General features: G+C 37.8%; 14 protein-coding genes. 7 read left to right on the forward strand and 7 right to left on the reverse strand.

Going from position 1 to position 18,605, the window contains the following annotated elements; genetic code table 11:
* Positions 1-11: 11 nt before the first annotated feature.
* Both CBM24_RS08665 and CBM24_RS08670 read right to left on the reverse strand, forming a co-directional pair.
* Positions 12-1,532 carry an acyl-CoA dehydrogenase family protein gene (locus tag CBM24_RS08665; RefSeq protein WP_088160896.1) on the reverse strand — a complete coding sequence of 507 codons (1,521 nt, stop codon included), beginning with the start codon at positions 1,530-1,532 and terminating at the stop codon, positions 12-14.
* A 174-nt stretch (positions 1,533-1,706) separates the two neighbouring features.
* A complete protein-coding gene (locus CBM24_RS08670) occupies positions 1,707-2,573 on the reverse strand; it encodes a helix-turn-helix domain-containing protein (RefSeq protein ID WP_172840662.1) in 867 nt (288 codons plus the stop codon).
* Between the two features lie 230 nt (positions 2,574-2,803).
* On the opposite strand from CBM24_RS08670, the gene CBM24_RS08675 reads away from it, so the two are divergent.
* Both CBM24_RS08675 and CBM24_RS08680 read left to right on the forward strand, forming a co-directional pair.
* Complete coding sequence (locus tag CBM24_RS08675) at positions 2,804-4,012, forward strand: exo-beta-N-acetylmuramidase NamZ domain-containing protein (RefSeq protein WP_088163500.1); 1,209 nt, start codon at positions 2,804-2,806, stop codon at positions 4,010-4,012.
* Positions 4,013-4,036: 24 nt separating this feature from the next.
* Positions 4,037-5,290, forward strand: a complete 1,254-nt coding sequence (locus CBM24_RS08680; protein WP_088160897.1) for a PQQ-binding-like beta-propeller repeat protein — start codon at positions 4,037-4,039, stop codon at positions 5,288-5,290.
* Positions 5,291-5,323: 33 nt separating this feature from the next.
* Here CBM24_RS08680 and CBM24_RS08685 read toward each other — a convergent pair whose 3' ends face one another.
* Positions 5,324-5,674 (reverse strand): DUF2200 domain-containing protein, encoded by a 351-nt coding sequence (locus CBM24_RS08685; protein WP_075991811.1) that lies wholly within the window; start codon positions 5,672-5,674, stop codon positions 5,324-5,326.
* Positions 5,675-5,864: 190 nt separating this feature from the next.
* On the opposite strand from CBM24_RS08685, the gene CBM24_RS08690 reads away from it, so the two are divergent.
* A complete protein-coding gene (locus CBM24_RS08690) occupies positions 5,865-6,614 on the forward strand; it encodes a ThiF family adenylyltransferase (RefSeq protein ID WP_075991812.1) in 750 nt (249 codons plus the stop codon).
* Positions 6,615-6,732: 118 nt separating this feature from the next.
* Entirely contained in the window at positions 6,733-7,425 is a 693-nt protein-coding gene (locus CBM24_RS08695; RefSeq protein WP_088160898.1) for a hypothetical protein, read from the forward strand.
* Positions 7,426-7,427: 2 nt separating this feature from the next.
* Here the strand turns inward: CBM24_RS08695 and CBM24_RS08700 are convergent, their stop codons facing one another.
* Entirely contained in the window at positions 7,428-8,189 is a 762-nt protein-coding gene (locus tag CBM24_RS08700; protein ID WP_075991814.1) for a response regulator transcription factor, read from the reverse strand.
* An 801-nt stretch (positions 8,190-8,990) separates the two neighbouring features.
* Between CBM24_RS08700 and CBM24_RS08705 the strand changes: the two genes are divergently transcribed.
* The 3 genes from CBM24_RS08705 (at position 8,991) to CBM24_RS08715 (ending at position 17,052) form a co-directional block, all read left to right on the forward strand.
* Positions 8,991-12,128 (forward strand): GH92 family glycosyl hydrolase, encoded by a 3,138-nt coding sequence (locus CBM24_RS08705; protein ID WP_088160899.1) that lies wholly within the window; start codon positions 8,991-8,993, stop codon positions 12,126-12,128.
* A gap of 357 nt (positions 12,129-12,485) precedes the next feature.
* A complete protein-coding gene (locus CBM24_RS08710; protein ID WP_198386067.1) occupies positions 12,486-14,771 on the forward strand; it encodes a GH92 family glycosyl hydrolase in 2,286 nt (761 codons plus the stop codon).
* A gap of 34 nt (positions 14,772-14,805) precedes the next feature.
* Positions 14,806-17,052: a GH92 family glycosyl hydrolase gene (locus CBM24_RS08715; protein WP_088160900.1), complete on the forward strand. Its 2,247-nt coding sequence runs from the start codon at positions 14,806-14,808 to the stop codon at positions 17,050-17,052.
* Positions 17,053-17,121: 69 nt separating this feature from the next.
* Here the strand turns inward: CBM24_RS08715 and CBM24_RS08720 are convergent, their stop codons facing one another.
* The 3 genes from CBM24_RS08720 to CBM24_RS08730 form a co-directional block, all read right to left on the reverse strand.
* Complete coding sequence (locus CBM24_RS08720; RefSeq protein ID WP_088160901.1) at positions 17,122-17,706, reverse strand: GNAT family N-acetyltransferase; 585 nt, start codon at positions 17,704-17,706, stop codon at positions 17,122-17,124.
* Between the two features lie 114 nt (positions 17,707-17,820).
* Positions 17,821-18,051, reverse strand: a complete 231-nt coding sequence (locus CBM24_RS08725) for a hypothetical protein (RefSeq protein WP_075991818.1) — start codon at positions 18,049-18,051, stop codon at positions 17,821-17,823.
* Between the two features lie 7 nt (positions 18,052-18,058).
* The gene (locus CBM24_RS08730; protein WP_088160902.1) at positions 18,059-18,307 is read right to left on the reverse strand and encodes a redox-active disulfide protein 2; all 249 of its coding nucleotides are present in this window, start codon (positions 18,305-18,307) and stop codon (positions 18,059-18,061) included.
* Positions 18,308-18,605: the final 298 nt, after the last annotated feature.

Raw genomic sequence — 18,605 nt, forward strand, 5'->3', positions numbered from 1 at the left:
GTCACTCCTTATTAAGAAGTGAACTTCATCCAATCCGTGTTATCGTCATAGTTCATAAGTGGTTCGGCATTATTGTTATTTGATAATTGGCCTACCAACATATAAATATCCATGCTCACGTGTTGACGTGTTATTTCTGTCATCTTATCATTGAACCCGGCATTGTTAATTTGTAAAACATACTGAAAACAAATGACGCGGGCGATTATCTTTCCAAGGGTAACCAGTTCACGTTGTTTCGGCTGTAGCGGAAAGTCAAAATTTAAGATTGATGAGAAAAACGGTGCTGCAAATTCAGTTGAGCTATATTTTTTTAGGAAAGACAATAAGTTGCTTTCTTTGGTTTTGCGCATAAGTTTACCGATCGCTTCAGCAACTTGAGAATAAAGCATTTCATTTGACCCCTCAAAGATTTGAAAAGGTCTACTGTCTATGAGGCCACGACCGGCAACATGGTCTAACCTGTAGCCATTAGCACCGGATAATTGCACACATATTTGCGCGGCTTCATGCATTAAGTCTGTCACAAATGCTTTCACACTATTGGCATCTACACCATAGGCCGAAAGGTCATTATGGATAGAGCTGATCGAGACACTGTATGAACACATTGCAGAACACAAGGTAAATGCAGCCTGTATGCGCGACAACTGAAATTTAACAGCGTCTAATTCATTTAAACTAATACCCGCTACACGACGTTCGGAACAATGTGTCATGGCCTCATCCAACATCCGTTTTATAAAACCCATGCCCATTCCAGGGAACTGTAATCTGCTGCGGTGGAGGGTATCTAACATCAATTTAATTCCTGTACTTTCCGGGTTTAGTTTGTGATCTGTAGGAACATTGATGTCGATGTCGTTCACACCATAAGGAATCGCATAGAGCCCAAGGCTATTGTATTTCTTTGTAACAACAATCTTTTGTTCTTCGACGGCGTTCTCTGTGACAAAGAAATCTATATCCCGCACCAGTTCTCCATTTTCATTTTTCTTGCGTGCCGTCACGAGCCAAAAGTCTGCAGCTCCAGTAAGACCTTGCCAGTGTTTTTCACCTTTTATATAGTACTTATCGTCCTTTTGTTCGTAAGATGTTCGCATATTGAGTGCGTCACTGCCGTAAGCCTGTTCGGTAATCATTAATCCTCCCATTGCCTGGTTTTCCAAAAATTGATGGAATACCCGCTCTTGAAGTAAGGTGTTGCCGTATTTGGCAAAAGGTTCCAAAAATAGCGCAATATTAATCCCGAAGATTAGCGATAAAGATAGTGATTCATAAGAAGCAGCTGCCAGTACACCCAAACATTCTTTTACATGAAGTCCCCGACCACCGTGATGTTCTGGGATAGCAACCGACAAGGGTTGCATTTTCATAATCTCAGCTAAAAACTCAGGCGGTAGCCCACGCGTTAAACTGAGCGAGTTATAATCATACTCTTTATTAAATAAGCTTGATAGCCTAGTTTTAAAATCCGCAATAAACAAATCGAAATCTTGGGTTATATTGTTGTGTTCTGAAACCTTAAGCATCTTTAAATATGTAATTAAATGATGGAACAATGTAAATTGAAACATGAAGAAGAACTGCCGGTTGACCAAAAATTCTCTTTTGCTTCAATCACTTACACAAAAATAACTCCAATCAATTTGATTCTCTTGTGTACTTCAGTATAAAAGATAGGACAAATCGTGCATATTGAAAACCTAAGTTGCTCTGTTTCGATAAGAAGTAGGAGAAACGCCAACTATTTTTTTGAAAAGCCGCGAGAAATAAGAGGGATCAGAAAAATCCAATTCATAACAGATATCTGCAATGCTTTTAGTGGACTCAAACAATAGAAATTGACTGTGCATAATCAGCACTTCAAGAATGAGTTCCTTGGACGATTTCTTGAATACAGAAAATACGCATCGATTAAGGTAGTTTGTAGATACCGCGAGTTTATCCGCGTAGAATGAAATATTTTTTTGCTTTTTGAAGTTTTTGTGCACAAGCTGTTTGAACATCATAGCAATTTCCTGTCTCCGATTGAGCGCTAGGTTGGATGAAGATAGCTTGATAATTTTTAGAATTGCAGATTTTAATAAATTTTCAAATAGTTCTTTATAAGGTAATTCCGAAAGCAATTCATCATAAAGTAATCTGAAAAGCTCTTGAAGATCGCTGCTGTCTCGCGCCGTTAAGTTCAGTAAGGGTGAGATATTAAAGATATTCAAAATCTCCTGTTCCCGGAATATGGAAGTCATTGCATTGTCGTTTATTAAAACGCAATGGCCTTTCGCAGATTTATCGACCGACTTTATTGTTGAGATATTGCCGTAATTGCTGATAAGAATTGCTGGAGCTGTTACGACATATTCCTTAGCTCCAATTTGATGTTTAAAATAACCCTCAGTGATATGAACGAGCAGGTTATAGCCCAAGAAAATAGGTGGGGTCGGGAATTTAATGTAAGGAGCGATTTCACTGAGCTGGAATATCTTGATCGGCGATTGCTGGTAGCGAAGATGCTCCAAACTACCTGTCATAAAACGATCTACAAATTCACCCGCATTTACCTGCTTTTCCATTATCAATTATTATTATAAAATTTAGTATGCCACAGCTTATGAATGTCATCTATTGTTTCATGTGCAAATCATGCTCCCAATAATATTCCAAAGGTAGCTGGATAAAACTTGTTTATCAATTTTAACAAATGATTTGCTAAAATAAAGCTTTATCCTTAGTTTAGTTTTTGCAATCAGATAAATAGCCTGATGCTCAGGGGCTATATTTTAATATTATAAACCAAATGAATATGAAACTAGTGCTCATTTCTATCTTGACTCTATTCCTGTTCAGAAATGCAACTGCACAGATCTCGTTGAATTATTGTAATGATCGTATACAAACTGGAGCAGAACAAACCGAGCGTTATCTTCCTTATTTAATGAATAAACGTATTGCAATATTGGGAAATCCATCTACGGTTATTAAAGGGAGACACCTTGTTGATAGTCTACTCGCACGCGGGGTTCAGATTGTGAGAATTTTTGGACCTGAGCACGGATTTCGAGGCAATGCAAGTAATGGAACTGAAGTGGGGGACGAAATCGATCCGACAACCAAAATTCCTATTGTCTCCTTATACGGGAATAAGAAAAAGCCAACAGCGAAGGATCTAAAAGATATCGATCTGTTTATTTATGATGTGCAGGATATGGGGGTGAGATTTTATACCAATATTAATACCCTTCGGGATATTATGGAAGCTTGTGCAGAAAATGATAAGGAGCTCTTGATCTTAGACCGGCCCAATCCCAATGCCTATCTAATTGACGGTCCTATTTTGGAAGAAGAATATAAGTCGGGTATTGGGCAATTTCCTGTTCCTATTGCACATGGGATGACTACAGCTGAATTTGCCCAGATGATCAATGGAGAAGGTTGGATGAATACTAAAAAGAAGTGTAAATTGAAGATTATTCCTGTAACAGATTATGATCATAGTATGCTTTATAAGTTACCAGTCAATCCTTCGCCCAATTTAAATACGGAACAAAGCATACTCTTATATCCAAGTACCTGCCTCTTTGAAGGTGTGAAAGTGAATCATGGCAGAGGCACCGATTATCCCTTTGTTGTGATCGGTAGTCCAATCTATAAGGGTATATATGACTTTTCATTTGTTCCCGTCAGTAAAAAAGGGATGAGTGAATCGCCACTTTTTATGAATGAAGAATGTTATGGAATAGACCTGCGTAAATATGATCTGCAGCAGCTAGTAGATAGCAAAAAAATAAACCTATCCTGGATGATAGCGCTGTATCGGAATTCTCCGGAAAAAGACAAGTTTTTTGATCAATCATTTTCGAAACAGATTGGCAGTATCGAAAAGCTGGTGGGCGTGGGTTTATTTCGCAAGCAAATTGAAGCCGGTGTTTCGGAAGAAGAAATCCGAAAAAGCTGGGAGCCGGGCCTAAGTAATTATAGAAAGACTAGGGAAAAATACCTTATCTATCAATAATATAACCTGAATAAAAGTAAATCGATGTTTGGACTAAAATATGATTGGCGCCCAATTATTATCCTATGTATTGCAGTGGGATGTTTTTGTCAATTACGGGCGCAGCAGCTGGCTAAAGGCCTAGATCGCCAAAATTATACAGCACAATCCAACATTAGGTTAAATCCCGCGTTGAAATGGAAATTCAAAACAAAGGGAAGGTTGTTTTCTTCGCCCGTCGTTTGGAAGGATATCGTTTTTGTCGGGTCTTGCGACAGTAATCTTTACGCATTGAATAAAACGAACGGTAATATACTTTGGAAGTATAAAACTACTGGTGAAATTCGGTCGACTGTTGCCATTGATGGCGGAACAGTGTATTTTTTAAGCACTGATGGCTACTTGTATGCCCTGGATGCCCAAACAGGTCGAAAATTATGGCAGTTTTCAACCGATGGTGAAAAGAGTTATGATGTATGGGATTATTTCCTCTCATCTCCTGCGGTTGCAGATGGTGTAGTTTATTTTGGGTCTGGAGATCATCATGTTTATGCCGTAGATGCTAAATCGGGAAAACTTGTTTGGAAATTCCTGACTGGAGGTATTGTGCATGCAGCCCCAACGTTGACACAACAGCGTGTTTTCATTGGTAGTTTTGATGGTTATTTTTATTGTTTGAAAAAAGATGGTACCCTTCATTGGAAGTTTAAAACGGTTGGCGAACGTTATTTTCCAAAAGGCGAGATTCAGTTCCATGCAGCAGTCGCCGACAGTACAGTCTATTTTGGTGCTCGTGACTTTAATGTATATGCGCTAAATGCCACGAATGGAAGTGGTTTTTGGGTATATCATCAACCAGGGAGCTGGACGAGTGTTCCTAGTATTTTTGACGATAAGCTTGTCGTAACCATGTCGGATTCCTATAGTATACTTGTTTTAAATAGAATGGACGGTGTGAAAATAGTTGAACCTAAAGTGCCCTTAAACACATTTAGCAGTGCCACTATCATAGGTAATGAGGCTTTTTTTGGAACGCTGGATGGTGTAATTTATAGATTGGATATAAAAAACGGAGAAGTTGTGCCTGTTTTTCAAACGGAGTCGAGTAAAAAGAACAGGCCGTTGTTTATAAATGATGAAAATGTGCTCCGCGCTGATCTGCAACAAAAATATGAGGATGATATTACAAGACTATTTGCAGACTACCTGCAGATGGGAAGTATCTTTTCAACAATTTGGATTGATGAAAATCGGCTTTATTTTAGTTCGGCTGATGGTGCCATCTATGCATTGGAATAGTAAGTACGCGCTATTTACAAATCGTAGCAGGGCTTACTTTCTCAAAATTTTTTCCATGGATCTACCTTTGGCCAGTTCATCAATTAATTTATCGAGATAACGAACCTTCTGAACCAGCTGATCTTCAATATCCTCAATGCGATAGCCACAGATTACACCAGAGATCTTTGAAACATTCGGGTTTAAGCAAGGTGCTTCTTTAAAGAAATGTTCAAAGTCAATTTTATCGTCAATCGTTTGCTGTAACGATATGGGGTTATAGCCGGTAAGCCAGAAAATGATTTCGTCGACCTCTTCTTTTGTGCGTCCTTTTCTTTCGGCCTTTTGTATATAAAGCGGGTATACACCAGCAAATGACATGCGATATATTCTTGTATTATCCATTTTTACACGTTGATTTTATTAAAGGTATTCATTTTGAATGAAAATAGAAACAAAGGATAGTTGGCTAAATTAAGCATGATCATTGCTAATTGCTGCTACGTAACTATAAAATTTACTTAGCAATTTCTTTAATAATAATATAAATTATAATTCTATCTTTATGTGATACAAAATTATTGAAAGATTATATATGGATTTGAGGTATATTCGAAATAACATACATATTAAAGAAGAGGATCAACAACGTATCAAAGACTTTCCTGTGCTGATAGGAGGGTGTGGAATAGGTAGTTACATTGCAGAGTGCTTATTGCGTATGGGTTTCGAAAATTTGACAATTGCCGATGGAGATGTTGTCGAATTGACAAATCTAAACAGACAAAATTACACAAGCAAGGATATTGGTATTAAGAAAGTATTTGCTTTGCAGGAACGTTTAAATTCAATTAACCCGCAAGCCAAAATAACCGTGTTTTCTGAATTTATTAACAAAGATAATCTATATAATATCGATATTAACCATAAGGTTGCCATTAATGCGTTGGATTTTTCTTCTGATATTCCTTTTGTTTTTGACCAGTATATGGCGAAAAGAAATATACCGGTAGTACATCCTTATAATTTGGGCTGGGCAGGATTTTTAACAGTTCTTCCACCTGAAGGTCTTAATTTACATTCACTGGAAAAGGCTCACAAGACATTTGAATTAAATGTCGGTAAATTTATTGTAGAAAGTTTAAAAACAAAGGGAATAGAAACGAAATGGTTTGAGGAATTTTTGGTAGAATATGGTAAAATAGCGCTGAAGTCTTCTCCTCCGCAGTTATCATTAGGTCTGTATTTATTATCGGGAATGGTTAGTCATATCGTATTTAATTTAGCGACATCTAAACCTGTAAAATTCTTTCCAGATTCCTATTATTTATCAATGATTAGTTGAACTTAATATAATTGAAAAAAACATTCGTTCCATTACACTTTTGTGTAGTAAATTTGTCTCTGTGGGAATTTAAACGAAAAGTCTTTATTTTTATAATTGCATATCGAATAACATTTGCATGAACTGGACGCCTGAAAATTATTATTTTACCAAGCTTAATAAAAACGAACTTCCTGAACTTATTCATTTTTATTTAGTAACGACTCAGCAGCATTACAAACTGGATAGTTATTCCGAAGAGGAATATGCGTTTGACTTTGAGTCATTGATAGGAGAGGATCAGATTTTTTTTGATCGTTCCATTTATTATGTGCTTCGAAGTAAGCTTGATGACTGTATTCAGGCATCCATTAGAATTACATTTTGGGATAAGGAAACGAGTTTGCCGATTCAGAAATTATTTGATATCGAGACAGAAAGTTTGTTAATTCCGCATGTGAAGAATTTTTGGCACATTGGGCGTTTCGTAATTTCTGGAAAGATAATAGGTAATCGGATCAATATTCTGAAAAAGATGCTTTTTGACGCATTTTATGGCCCTTATAGCCTTGGTAGCGGACTAGTTATTGCGGAATGCGATCGAAAGGTGGTAAATACGCTTCGAAAATTAGAAATCGAATCTTTTGAACTTGGTGATCCAATTATCTACCTCTATTCTGAGACATTACCGATCTATATTAAATCAGAATGGCTGGACACTTTTATTGAGAAAAATAAATATTCCCAATTTAGTATGGGAAACCAGGTCGATATTCAAAAATTTGTTGAGATGTCTAAACTAATGCTGTTATGTTCAAAAAATAGTGAATAACATTAGAAAAGAGATAGTTCAATTGCTAATGCTGTAGCTTCTGTAATGCTTTTGACTTTCAGTTTTGAAAATATTTGTTTTTTATGAAATTTTACTGTATCAATTGATACATAAAGTCGATCTGCTATTTGATCCATAGTAAGACCCTGTGCGGAAAAAAGAAGAATATCCTTTTCACGGGGTTTCAATTTAATGCGAGGAGTTTCTACCCAAATATCTTTATCCAAATCATATTCAAACTGTTTCCCATCCTCATCAGATTTAAATCTAATGTTTCCGGAGTTTGCATGTGAGGATATAGAAACCAAGCAGAGCGCGATCCAGGGGTTAGAAAATTTATCCAGGAGCAGAGGTTTTAGTTTATGGTTTACTAGTAGTGGCTTATTTCCAGGTTGTTTTAAATGAAAATCATAAGATATCGAGAATTTTAAGCGATCTTCGGCATCCAAATCTCCAAAAAAGTCAAAACCAACGTCGTTGATCTTTTTTAGTAAATGTAAATCGCTCTCAGGGACATTATTCACATAGTGGTAATAGCCTTCCCGCATGACTTCCGCAGGAGTGCTTCCACACAAAAAGATTGGGTTATCAGAAACAAATAAAAAGCTTTTCTTTGAATAGTCAATTAAATATATACTCTGGTAGGTTAACCTGCTTAAGGATTTGGCAAAATTTATAAAGGCTTCGACAATCTCATAATCATCTTTGCTAAAGTCGTCTTTAACTTGTACCGGCTTGAAAAAATCTTCAATCTTAATTTTCATAGTGTAAATTACAAAGATGATCCGCAATCGCTTTTGAATACCACGTAAAATCGATGTTGTCCTGGCATGCAAGTTACAAAAATAAGGGCATAATCTCAATTTATACGCTAGTAATAGGCTTTTTTACGTTCCTATCCTTACTTTGTAATCATCGTCAACGTTAATAGTTGAACTTGTTTAAAATATTAAATCTCTATCCAGCAATGAAATAAGTTTCTACACAAATGTGTAGAATATTGTTTATGATGATAATACAAAAGATAATACTCTTATCTTTAAGGTCTCAAAGCAAATAATTGTATAAATATAACTTATTAGATCCAAATAGCCAATAGTAATTATTGCTTTGCTTGAGTTTTGACAAAGTTTTAATCCTAGAATAATGAACTCTAGGTAAATTATTGCCATGTGCACCCTTCTATTAAGCTTTTTTATCATAAATAATCTGTAGAAACACTTTTCTAAGTAAAGACAATTTTTCCCCGAAAACTAGGAAACAGGATCGATATGGCGCAAACTACAAATTGACCTAACTTTCCTATCCAAGAATCAAAACCTTTCATTTTCCCAGCTTGTGTCAATTAGATTCAGTTCATTTTTTTTCTTTCAGTATGTATATACATTTTAATTTTATTCATTTGATATTTGTTTTTTTTGTAGTAATATTGTGCTTAAAGTTTTGCTTTTAAACGTTTTTGTAGATTATTAATGTATGTACAATGTGATGTATTTTGTGAATTGTTTCGTGCATTTTATGAGGAAAGCAACTGATGTAATTAAAAATTATAAAATCTGATACTTATGAAATTACGTTTCTCACTTTCTTTTGCCGCCGGTCTGTTGTTCATGTGTGCTCAGTCTGTTGTTGGCCAGGAGCACACAATATGGCAATTGGGAAATTCAGACGGTTCAAGCAGCGAATTTGCCTTGTCCCCGAATGGATATAAGAAATTTTTGGAACATGATTTTGGTTATGAAGACAATGCGTTTATCATAGGTCAATCTTCTTTAACAAGGGATTTACCCTATGTATTGCCCGGTCCGGCCAATGAATGGGGCGGGACTGGAGGAACCTCTGGTCTGAGAACACATTTTTTGAATTTATACTACGTGTTAAACAATAGTATAAAAAATGGTCAGTGTACACTTCAGGTTAAATTGGCCAATAGTGACCCTAAAAATAAACCTACACTACAGATCGCAATCAATGGCAAGCCCTATAATTTTGAGGTGGAGCGGGGAGCAGGAAATGGTGAGCCGCTAGAGAATTCTTTAAAATCTGGAAATTCTACGATAAATATACCATTGCCAGCTGATCTCATTAAGAAAGGCGGAAATCAGATTACCATGACTGTCATAAAGGGAGGTTGGGTTGAATTTGATTCCTTTAAACTGCTGGGGCCACAGCAAGTAAAGCTAATAGCCAATCATTCTGTAATTGTTAAAAATGTACAGCAAGCTGAATTTGAGATCTTAAATGCAGGGAAACCCGTCCAAAATATGTTGGTTGATCTCTTGAAATTGAAAGATGATGAACAGTTGAAAGTAGTCTTAGATGGAAAGAAAATTTATGAGAAAACACGTGAAAAAGGTGCAGCGAAATTGGAAATACCAATGCCTTATGTCGCTAAGGATATATGGAGTAAGTATGAAATTTATTGTAATGGGCAATTAATACAGTCTTCAACAATCAAGCGGGGTCCAAAAAGACTAGGTGGAGTTTCAGATTATGTGAACACGATGATGGGTGCAGCACATTCCAGATGGATGATAGCCCCGGGACCATGGATGCCTTTTGGCATGGTAAAGATAAGTCCAGATAACCAAAATATTGGCTGGCAGGCAGGTTATGAACCTTCTATCGAATCTATTGGTACATTTAGCCATATTCACGAATGGACAATGGCTGGATTGGGAACATTTCCGACAGCAGGTCAATTGAAGACTCGGGTCGGAGATCAGTACAGTACAAATTCAGGATATCGATCAGCAATAGATAAAACCAGCGAAAAAGCTCCATTGGGATATTATGCTGTTCATCTCCTTGATCACGATATCGACGTAAAATTGACGGCTGGTACACGTTCCAGTTTTCAACAATATACCTATCATAAGTCGGACACAGGACGTATCATGATTGATCTCAAGGTTAACGGAGAATATGATTATAAAATTAAAGATTTCTCGCTGAAAAAGGTTTCTGACTATAAGGTTGTGGGATACAGTAATCAATTATCTGAAAACGTTTGGTCCACGGATGCAAAACAGGATTATGTCGTATACTTTGTGATGGAGTTTGATAAACCTATCATAAACTATGGCACATGGCATAATGATCGGTTGACTGAACGGGCTGATTTGGTTGCTGATAGCGCTCAATTTGCGGGAATGTACGTGGAATTTGATGTGCATAAAGATAAGGCTGTACAACTGCGCACAGGGATTTCTTATGTGAGCTTAGCCAATGCAGAGGAGAATCTAAAAACGGAACTGTCGGAGCCATTCGGATGGTCCATTGATCGGGTCGTGGAAAATCAACATAAAGTTTGGGATGAACTTTTAAGTAGATTGGCGATAAAGTCTTCAGACTATTTTGAAAAAGAGAAATTCTATACCAACATGTATCGCACTTTGGCAAGCCGAAACACATTCAGTGATGTGAATGGTCAATGGAGATCTTCGGATGAAGTGATACGAACTTTAGCCCATAAAGGGGATCTCGCTTTAGGTTGTGATGCTTTCTGGAATACCTTTTGGAATTTAAATCAGTTTTGGAACTTGGTTACGCCGGAATGGTCCAATAAATGGGTTAGATCGCAACTTGCGATGTATGACGCAAATGGCTGGTTGGCGAAAGGGCCGGCTGGAATGGAGTATATTCCCGTCATGGTTGCTGAACATGAAATACCGTTAATTGTCGGGGCATACCAGATGGGGATTAGAGACTACGATACTGAAAAGGCATTTGAAGCTGTTAAAAAAATGCAGACAACAAGTCCATTGAAATTTGAAGGTGGTTTTGCAGGTAACAGGGACTTGGATGTCTATTTAAAATATAAGTACGTTCCTTATGATTTGGGCCGGTTTTCCAATTCAATGGAATATAGTTTTGACGACTGGACAGTTGGGCAGTTCGCAAAATCGTTAGGAAAGGAGCAGGAGTACAATTATTTTAATGATCGCGGAAACTGGTGGAGAAACGCGATAGATGTCAGTAGTGGCTATGCTCGGATGAAGGATTCAAAAGGAGAATGGTATAAAGATTTTGATCCTTTTAAATCGGGAGCTAACCATCATTATGTAGAAGGAAATGCATGGCAACTGACTTTTTTTGTGCCACAGGATATTCCTGGGTTAGCTAAAATGATCGGACAGGATGTGTTTTTAAAACGATTGGAATGGGGATTTCCAGAAAGTGAAAAATGGCGCTATAATGGCCCTAATGATCAATATTGGGATTATCCTGTTGTTCAGGGAAATCAGCAATCAATGCATTTTGCCTATATTTTTAATTGGTTGAATAAGCCCTGGTTGACACAAAAATGGAGCCGCTCTATAGGTGAGCGCTATTATGGCCAAGGGGTTTCGAATGCTTATCTCGGCGATGAAGACCAGGGGCAAATGAGTGCTTGGTATATCATGAATGCTATTGGTTTATTTCAGATCGATGGCGGAACAAGGGTCAAACCAATTTATGAAATAGGAAGCCCACTCTTTGAGGAGGTTAAGATTAGATTGGATGGTAAATATGGAAGAGGTGAACAGTTTATTATCAAAGCGAAAAATGCAAATAAGAAAAATATATATGTGCAACGCGCAACGTTAAATGGAAAACCGCTCAATACCTTTTATTTTGATGCTTCCGAATTGCTAAAAGGAGGAGAGCTCGTCTTAGAAATGGGCGCTACCCCGAATAAACAATGGGGACTGTATCAATAAAAAATATATTTACTGCTAGATCTCAATAGACCGAGTTGACCTATAACAATGATTTGTTAAAATTTGGTTAAACTAAGAGACCTGATATAAGAAACTCATTTTTGATGACGTTATATCAGTAGTTTCATAATTTAGGTTAATAATTGGTTAGTTAGTAAAAGCCTGAAGTTCCCCACTTCAGGCTTTTGTTGTTATTGACCATCATAAATCTCTTTGCTTAACATGTATAGTTTTGCTAAATCCTATTAACAAACGTAAAATCATCGATATAACCATTTATAAGATTTGTAAATCTTTGCGATTATCTGTAGTATTGTAGGTACACGCTAAAATGCGCGGCCTATGGTGTTTGCTTGAATGAAAGCAATTAACAATGTCGTCTATCAAGATTATATGATCAAATCTATTCGTTTTTTACTTTTAGGATTATTTCTTTGGGAGAACGTTTCTGCCCAAAAGCTTCCTACAGACTATGTCAACCCGTTTATCGGTACCAGCAATTATGGAACAACTAATCCGGGTGCTCAGGTTCCCAACGGCTTGATGAATGTTTCTCCGTTTAATGTAATGGGATCATCACTTAATGCATTTGATAAAGATGCAAGATGGTGGTCTACTCCCTATGAACATAGCAACAGTTATTTTACAGGTTTTTCTCATGTTAATTTAAGTGGGGTAGGATGTCCAGACATGGGAAGTTTGTTGTTGATGCCAACTTCAGGTAAATTAGAGGTTGATTATCATCAATATGGAAGTACCTATACGCAGGAGGTTGCCCATCCGGGGTATTATAGCAATGTGTTAAAGAAATACGGTATCAAAACCGAAGTTTCAGCGACAACCCGTGTAGGTGTTTCTAAATTTACTTTTCCAAAAGGACAGGCAAATATCCTGCTTAATTTGGGCGAAGGTTTAACAAATGAAACGGGAGCAACAGTTCGTTACGTAAGTGATACCGAAATAGAGGGATCTAAATTGTTGGGCTCCTTCTGTTACACGAACAATCAGGCTGTTTATCCAATCTTCTTTGTTATGCGTGTCAATAAAAAACCGTCAAAAAGAGGATATTGGAAATTCCAGCGTGCCGGAGAAAAATGGGAAAACGATTGGAATAAAGATGCCGGAAAATATAAAATTTTTACGGACTATACCGATCAGCTATCCGGCGATGATCTTGGCGCATATTTTAGTTTTGATGTCAAAGAAAATGAAAGCTTAGAAGTACAGCTGGCCGTATCATTTGTGAGCGTTGAGAATGCGCGTAAAAATCTAGATGCTGAGCAAGCAGACTTTAGCTTTGAAAAAACACAAAAGAATGCAGCTTCGCTTTGGAACAATGCATTGTCAAAGATACAGGTAGAAGGTGGTACAGAGGACCAAAAAACAGTGTTCTATACGGCATTATATCATGCCATGATTCATCCAAATATCTTGCAGGATGTAAACGGAGAATATCCGGCAATGGAAAGTCGGAAAACACTTGTTGCAGATCACAATCGTTACACCGTGTTTTCGCTATGGGATACGTACCGAAATGTTCAGCCTTTAATGTCATTGGTTTATCCCGATAAGCAAGTGGGCATGATACGTTCCATGATCGATATTTATAAGGAAAGTGGTTGGATGCCCAAATGGGAGTTGTATAGCCGAGAAAGCTATACCATGGATGGCGACCCTGCAGTACCAGTAATCGTCGATGCATGGATGAAAGGCATTCGGGATTTTGATATCAATACAGCTTATGAAGCGTTTGTGAAATCGGCAACGACTACGGACTCCACGAATAAAATTAGACCAGACAATGCGGACTATGTGAAGTATGGGTATGTCCCATTGCGCGATTCATTCGATAATTCGGTATCTCATGCCATTGAATATTATGTTGCAGATTGGAATCTAGCGCAGTTGGCTGGTTCATTGGGGAAAACCAAAGATGCCCAGCTTTTTGCTAAGCGAGCGCAGGGATATAAACATTATTATTCTTCGGAGTATGGGACTTTTAGACCTATTCTTCCTAACGGCGAGTTTTTAAGTCCGTTTAGCCCATTGATGGGTGCCAATTTTGAACCTAATCATGGTTTCCATGAGGGTAACGCTTGGAACTATAGCTTTGCCATTCCATTTGATATCCCTGGTTTGGTGAAATTGATGGGCGGAAAGCAAAAATTTGTGGATAGACTGCAGGCAACGTTTGATAAAGGGTATTTTGATGTTACTAACGAACCAGATATGCTGTATCCACATGTGTTTTCAGAAATCAAAGGAGAAGAATGGCGTACCCAGAAGCTAGTCAAAGAAATTTTAGAAAAGCATTTTACGAACAGCCCTGGGGGGATACCGGGAAATGACGATACGGGAACAATGTCTACATGGGCTTTAATAAACATGATTGGAATCTATCCTTTTTGTCCAGGTAGACCAGATTATACCGTTGTAACACCTGTATTCGACAAAGTGACCATCCAGCTCGATAAGAAATATTATCCAAACGGCGACAAAGTGACGATAAGACGTCAAAAAGAGGGTGCTGGTGATTATATCAAAAAGATCGTTATCGATGGAAAACCATTCAATGGATTTAAAATCAACCATCAAACTTTGGTCAACAGTAAGGATATTCTAATCGTTACTGGAAATAGATAATTAGGCAAACTAAACTGAAAAACTGATCTACACGATGAAATATATTAATTATGCGGTCTGTGCAGGCCTTTTGTCCTTAATTGGTTGTGCTTCACTAAAAAACTCCGATAAGACTTCTTATGTCGGATATGTAAATCCTTTTATTGGAACGGATTTTACAGGCAATACATATCCTGGAGCACAGTCACCTTTTGGAATGGTACAGCTTAGCCCAGATAATGGACTACCCGGCTGGGACCGTATTTCCGGATACTTTTATCCCGACAGTACGATTTCTGGTTTTAGCCATACACATTTAAGTGGAACTGGTGCCGGTGACTTGTACGACATATCTTTTATGCCGGTTACCTTACCATATCATGAAGCCGCGGCTCCCTTAGGTATACATTCCAAATTTTCGCATAAAGACGAAAAGGCTCACGCCGGATACTATCAGGTAAAACTTACTGATTACGATATAAATGTGGAGCTGACAGCAACGGCACGCTGCGGCATTCAACGTTATACCTTTCCAAAAGCCGAGTCTGCTGTATTTTTAGACTTAAAGAAAGCAATGAATTGGGATGCTACCACGGATTCGCACATCGAAGTGGTTGATTCTGTCACTATTCGTGGTTATCGTTTTTCGGAGGGCTGGGCAAGGGGCCAACGCGTTTATTTTGAAACTCGGTTTTCTAAGCCTTTTATGGCCGTTCATATCGATAGTTCAGCAATATTATCCAGCGCTGATACAACGGCAAAAAGTGCAAAACGCATTGGTACAGCATTCAAAGCACGTTTTGATTTCAAGACAGCAGCTGGAGAACAAGTGACTTTAAGTACGGCCCTTTCGGGTGTAAGTATGGAAGGCGCTTCCAAAAACTTAAAAGCAGAAGTTCCAAAAGATGACTTTGATTATTATTTAAAGGAGGCCGAGCAAAATTGGAATCACGAATTGGGTAGGGTAGCGATCGAGACCAAAGACAAAGAGGAGCAGGTTAAGTTCTATACAGCGTTATATCATTCCATGTTAGCACCGACGATTTTCGGTGATGTTGATGGTGCGTATATGGGGGCTGACCGGAAGGTACATCAGGCCGAAGGTTGGACCAATTATAGCACGTTCTCACTTTGGGACACTTATAGAGCCTCGCATCCATTATTTACGTATATCGACCCTAGTCGAGTAAATGATATGATTAAGTCCTTCATCGCCTTTTATGAACAGCACGGCCGATTACCGGTATGGAATATTTATGGGAGTGAAACGGATATGATGATTGGGAATCACGCCATTCCTGTCATTGTAGATGCATATTTAAAAGGAATCGGTGATTTTGATGCATCAAAAGCGTTAGAAGCTTGTGTTGCCACAGCTAATATTGACAATTATCGGGGCATAGGTCTGTATAAGAAACTAGGCTATGTGCCTTATGATGTCAAAGATGAATACAATGCCGAAAACTGGTCCCTATCAAGAACACTTGAATATGCCTATGACGATCATTGCATCGCAATGATGGCCGATAAGATGGGAAAGAAAGAGATTGCGGGAACATTTTTTGCAAGAGCTCAAAATTATAAAAATGTGTATAATCCGGCTACTTCATTTATGCAACCTCGTGATAGCCACGGTAAATTTATTACTCCATTTGATGCGGAGGAATATAGCGCGCATATTTGTGAAAGTAATGCATGGCAATATTTTTGGTCTGTGCAACATGATATCCCTGGATTGATTAAACTCGTTGGTGGACAAGAGCGCTTTGGACAGAAGTTAGATAGCATGTTTACATTTCATCCTTCTGACACCAGCAAGCTTCCAATTTTTAGTACAGGAATGATTGGGCAGTATGCGCATGGTAACGAGCCGAGCCATCATGCACTCTATTTATTCAATGCGGTTGGACAGCCTTGGAAAACGCAGCAATATGCGGCAGAGGTAATGAACAAACTTTACTTGAATACACCTTCGGGATTAAGTGGAAATGATGACTGCGGGCAGATGTCGGCTTGGTATGTATTCAGCTCATTGGGATTTTATCCTGTAGATCCCATAAGTGGAAAATACGAAATCGGTACCCCTTTATTTGAAAAAGCTGAATTGAAGTTGTCCAATGGAAAGAAATTTACCGTGAAAGCTAACCATGTCAGTAAATCCAATATTTATATACAAGCCATTACGATCGATGGTAAGCCTCTTGAAACAAGTTATATCACACATGAACAAATTATGTCCGGAGCGACATTGGTGTTAGAAATGGGTGAAAAACCAGGGCCAGTATGGTACAAAAATAAATAGGATCAATAGGTCTATAGGGCTTCTTAAGTGAAGCCTGCAAATAATTAAGAGAAGCCTCCAAATGAATGTTTAATCGTTTCGGAGGCTTTTTATTTTGTCTGCTGGAACAATCAGGTTTTTGTAAAAGTATGTCGTGCTACACCATGTTCCATTCGGGAAGAGCGCATAATTTGGAATATCTCCGACTATCGTCCAGCCACATTTTTGATACATAATATAAGCTGGGCTATCGGTTACAGTATCTAGTACCAATAGTGTCTTATTTAGATCAATGGCTATATTTTCAATTTGTTGAAGTAAATTTTGTGCAATGCCCATTCTTCGAAAGTCAGTATGGACTAACATTTTGGCTACATCTGCACGATGTGTCTGATTTGATGGGAGGTCGATTTGCAGTTGAACAGTTCCTGCGATTCGATGCGTAAAGGCATCTCTTGCAATAATCAATATTATTTTCTGCTCCTTGACCTTGTTCAGTACATCAGTCCAAAATTTTTTTGCCTGTTCAACTGTTAGATCTTCCATGAAACCTACGGAGGCACCTCCTTGGACAATATTAAAAGTCAGGTCTACTAGTTCAGAAATTAAGTTAATGCTAGATTCTTTGACTTCTTCAATGACAAAATCTGTATGGGAAATAGGTGAGGAACTCATGTGTTTGATGGGGGAGGAGATATAGAATAGATATTGATAGCGATGTTATGTAAGAAAAGACATTCTGGTAATGATCGGCTTGGCTCTTCTGATGAGAACCATATTTAAGAATCGTTACTCGTTGCGGGTGAATGCAAAATAGATGACATATAGCCAGCCAAGTATTCCATGAATTAAAGCCCAGAGTATGGATTTATTGCGATCCCATGAGGTGACAACGGCAATTACAGAGCCGAGTCCAATACCCGATTGTGTGATCGTCTGTGTCGTTGATTTACTAATCTCTTGACCAAATGCGATATCCGCGATGAAAATAAAGAATACGAATAATGAGAGGTGTTTCATGACGAATTTATTGAGCTCCTCTTATTTTGAGTTCTTCATTGATTTCTTTTATTCTTTTAAAATTCAGAATAACAATGGGAGATAAGGCGAAAGGAATGGCCATCAGTGCACTGAATCCTTTGCTAATTGAGGTGTAAATTCCCATACCTAATAGGATAAAAAGCATGGTTGTGAGCATCCAAGTAATTACCAGGGCAGTTTTTTTGTTGGTTTGAAGCTCTTCGTCAGTCATTCCGTTTAAAGGTCTATTATTCATATTTCGGTGGTTTATAGTCTCTAAGTTCCGTAATTCTTTTTAAGAAACAAAGTTTTCTGCGTTAAATGATGTGTGAATCTTGTTAAATATAACGTTTTTCTTGTTTTTCTTAAAAAAAGATTAATCAAATGGCTAAAATAGTAGGTTTTGAAGGAGCTTTTTTCTTAATAACACAGCATAAGGTGATTATTATGGATTCCATTTTTTAAAAGAGCAACTTTCTCAACTTTCTGGGTAACGAACAGTTTGTGTAAAGTAGGTATAAGCGTATTGTTTTGAGCAAGTGGATTGTGCGGAA

The sequence above is a fragment of the Sphingobacterium sp. G1-14 genome, assembly GCF_002196555.1.
GTDB classification, from domain to species: Bacteria; Bacteroidota; Bacteroidia; order Sphingobacteriales; family Sphingobacteriaceae; genus Sphingobacterium; species Sphingobacterium siyangense.

Coding starts and splice junctions, on each gene's coding strand:
- CBM24_RS08665 (WP_088160896.1), bottom strand. CDS start 1,532: ATGCTTAAGGTTTCAGAACACAACAATATAACCCAAGATTTCGATTTG.
- CBM24_RS08670 (WP_172840662.1), bottom strand. CDS start 2,573: ATGGAAAAGCAGGTAAATGCGGGTGAATTTGTAGATCGTTTTATGACA.
- CBM24_RS08675 (WP_088163500.1), top strand. CDS start 2,804: ATGAAACTAGTGCTCATTTCTATCTTGACTCTATTCCTGTTCAGAAAT.
- CBM24_RS08680 (WP_088160897.1), top strand. CDS start 4,037: ATGTTTGGACTAAAATATGATTGGCGCCCAATTATTATCCTATGTATT.
- CBM24_RS08685 (WP_075991811.1), bottom strand. CDS start 5,674: ATGGATAATACAAGAATATATCGCATGTCATTTGCTGGTGTATACCCG.
- CBM24_RS08690 (WP_075991812.1), top strand. CDS start 5,865: ATGGATTTGAGGTATATTCGAAATAACATACATATTAAAGAAGAGGAT.
- CBM24_RS08695 (WP_088160898.1), top strand. CDS start 6,733: ATGAACTGGACGCCTGAAAATTATTATTTTACCAAGCTTAATAAAAAC.
- CBM24_RS08700 (WP_075991814.1), bottom strand. CDS start 8,189: ATGAAAATTAAGATTGAAGATTTTTTCAAGCCGGTACAAGTTAAAGAC.
- CBM24_RS08705 (WP_088160899.1), top strand. CDS start 8,991: ATGAAATTACGTTTCTCACTTTCTTTTGCCGCCGGTCTGTTGTTCATG.
- CBM24_RS08710 (WP_198386067.1), top strand. CDS start 12,486: ATGAAAGCAATTAACAATGTCGTCTATCAAGATTATATGATCAAATCT.
- CBM24_RS08715 (WP_088160900.1), top strand. CDS start 14,806: ATGAAATATATTAATTATGCGGTCTGTGCAGGCCTTTTGTCCTTAATT.
- CBM24_RS08720 (WP_088160901.1), bottom strand. CDS start 17,706: ATGAGTTCCTCACCTATTTCCCATACAGATTTTGTCATTGAAGAAGTC.
- CBM24_RS08725 (WP_075991818.1), bottom strand. CDS start 18,051: ATGAAACACCTCTCATTATTCGTATTCTTTATTTTCATCGCGGATATC.
- CBM24_RS08730 (WP_088160902.1), bottom strand. CDS start 18,307: ATGAATAATAGACCTTTAAACGGAATGACTGACGAAGAGCTTCAAACC.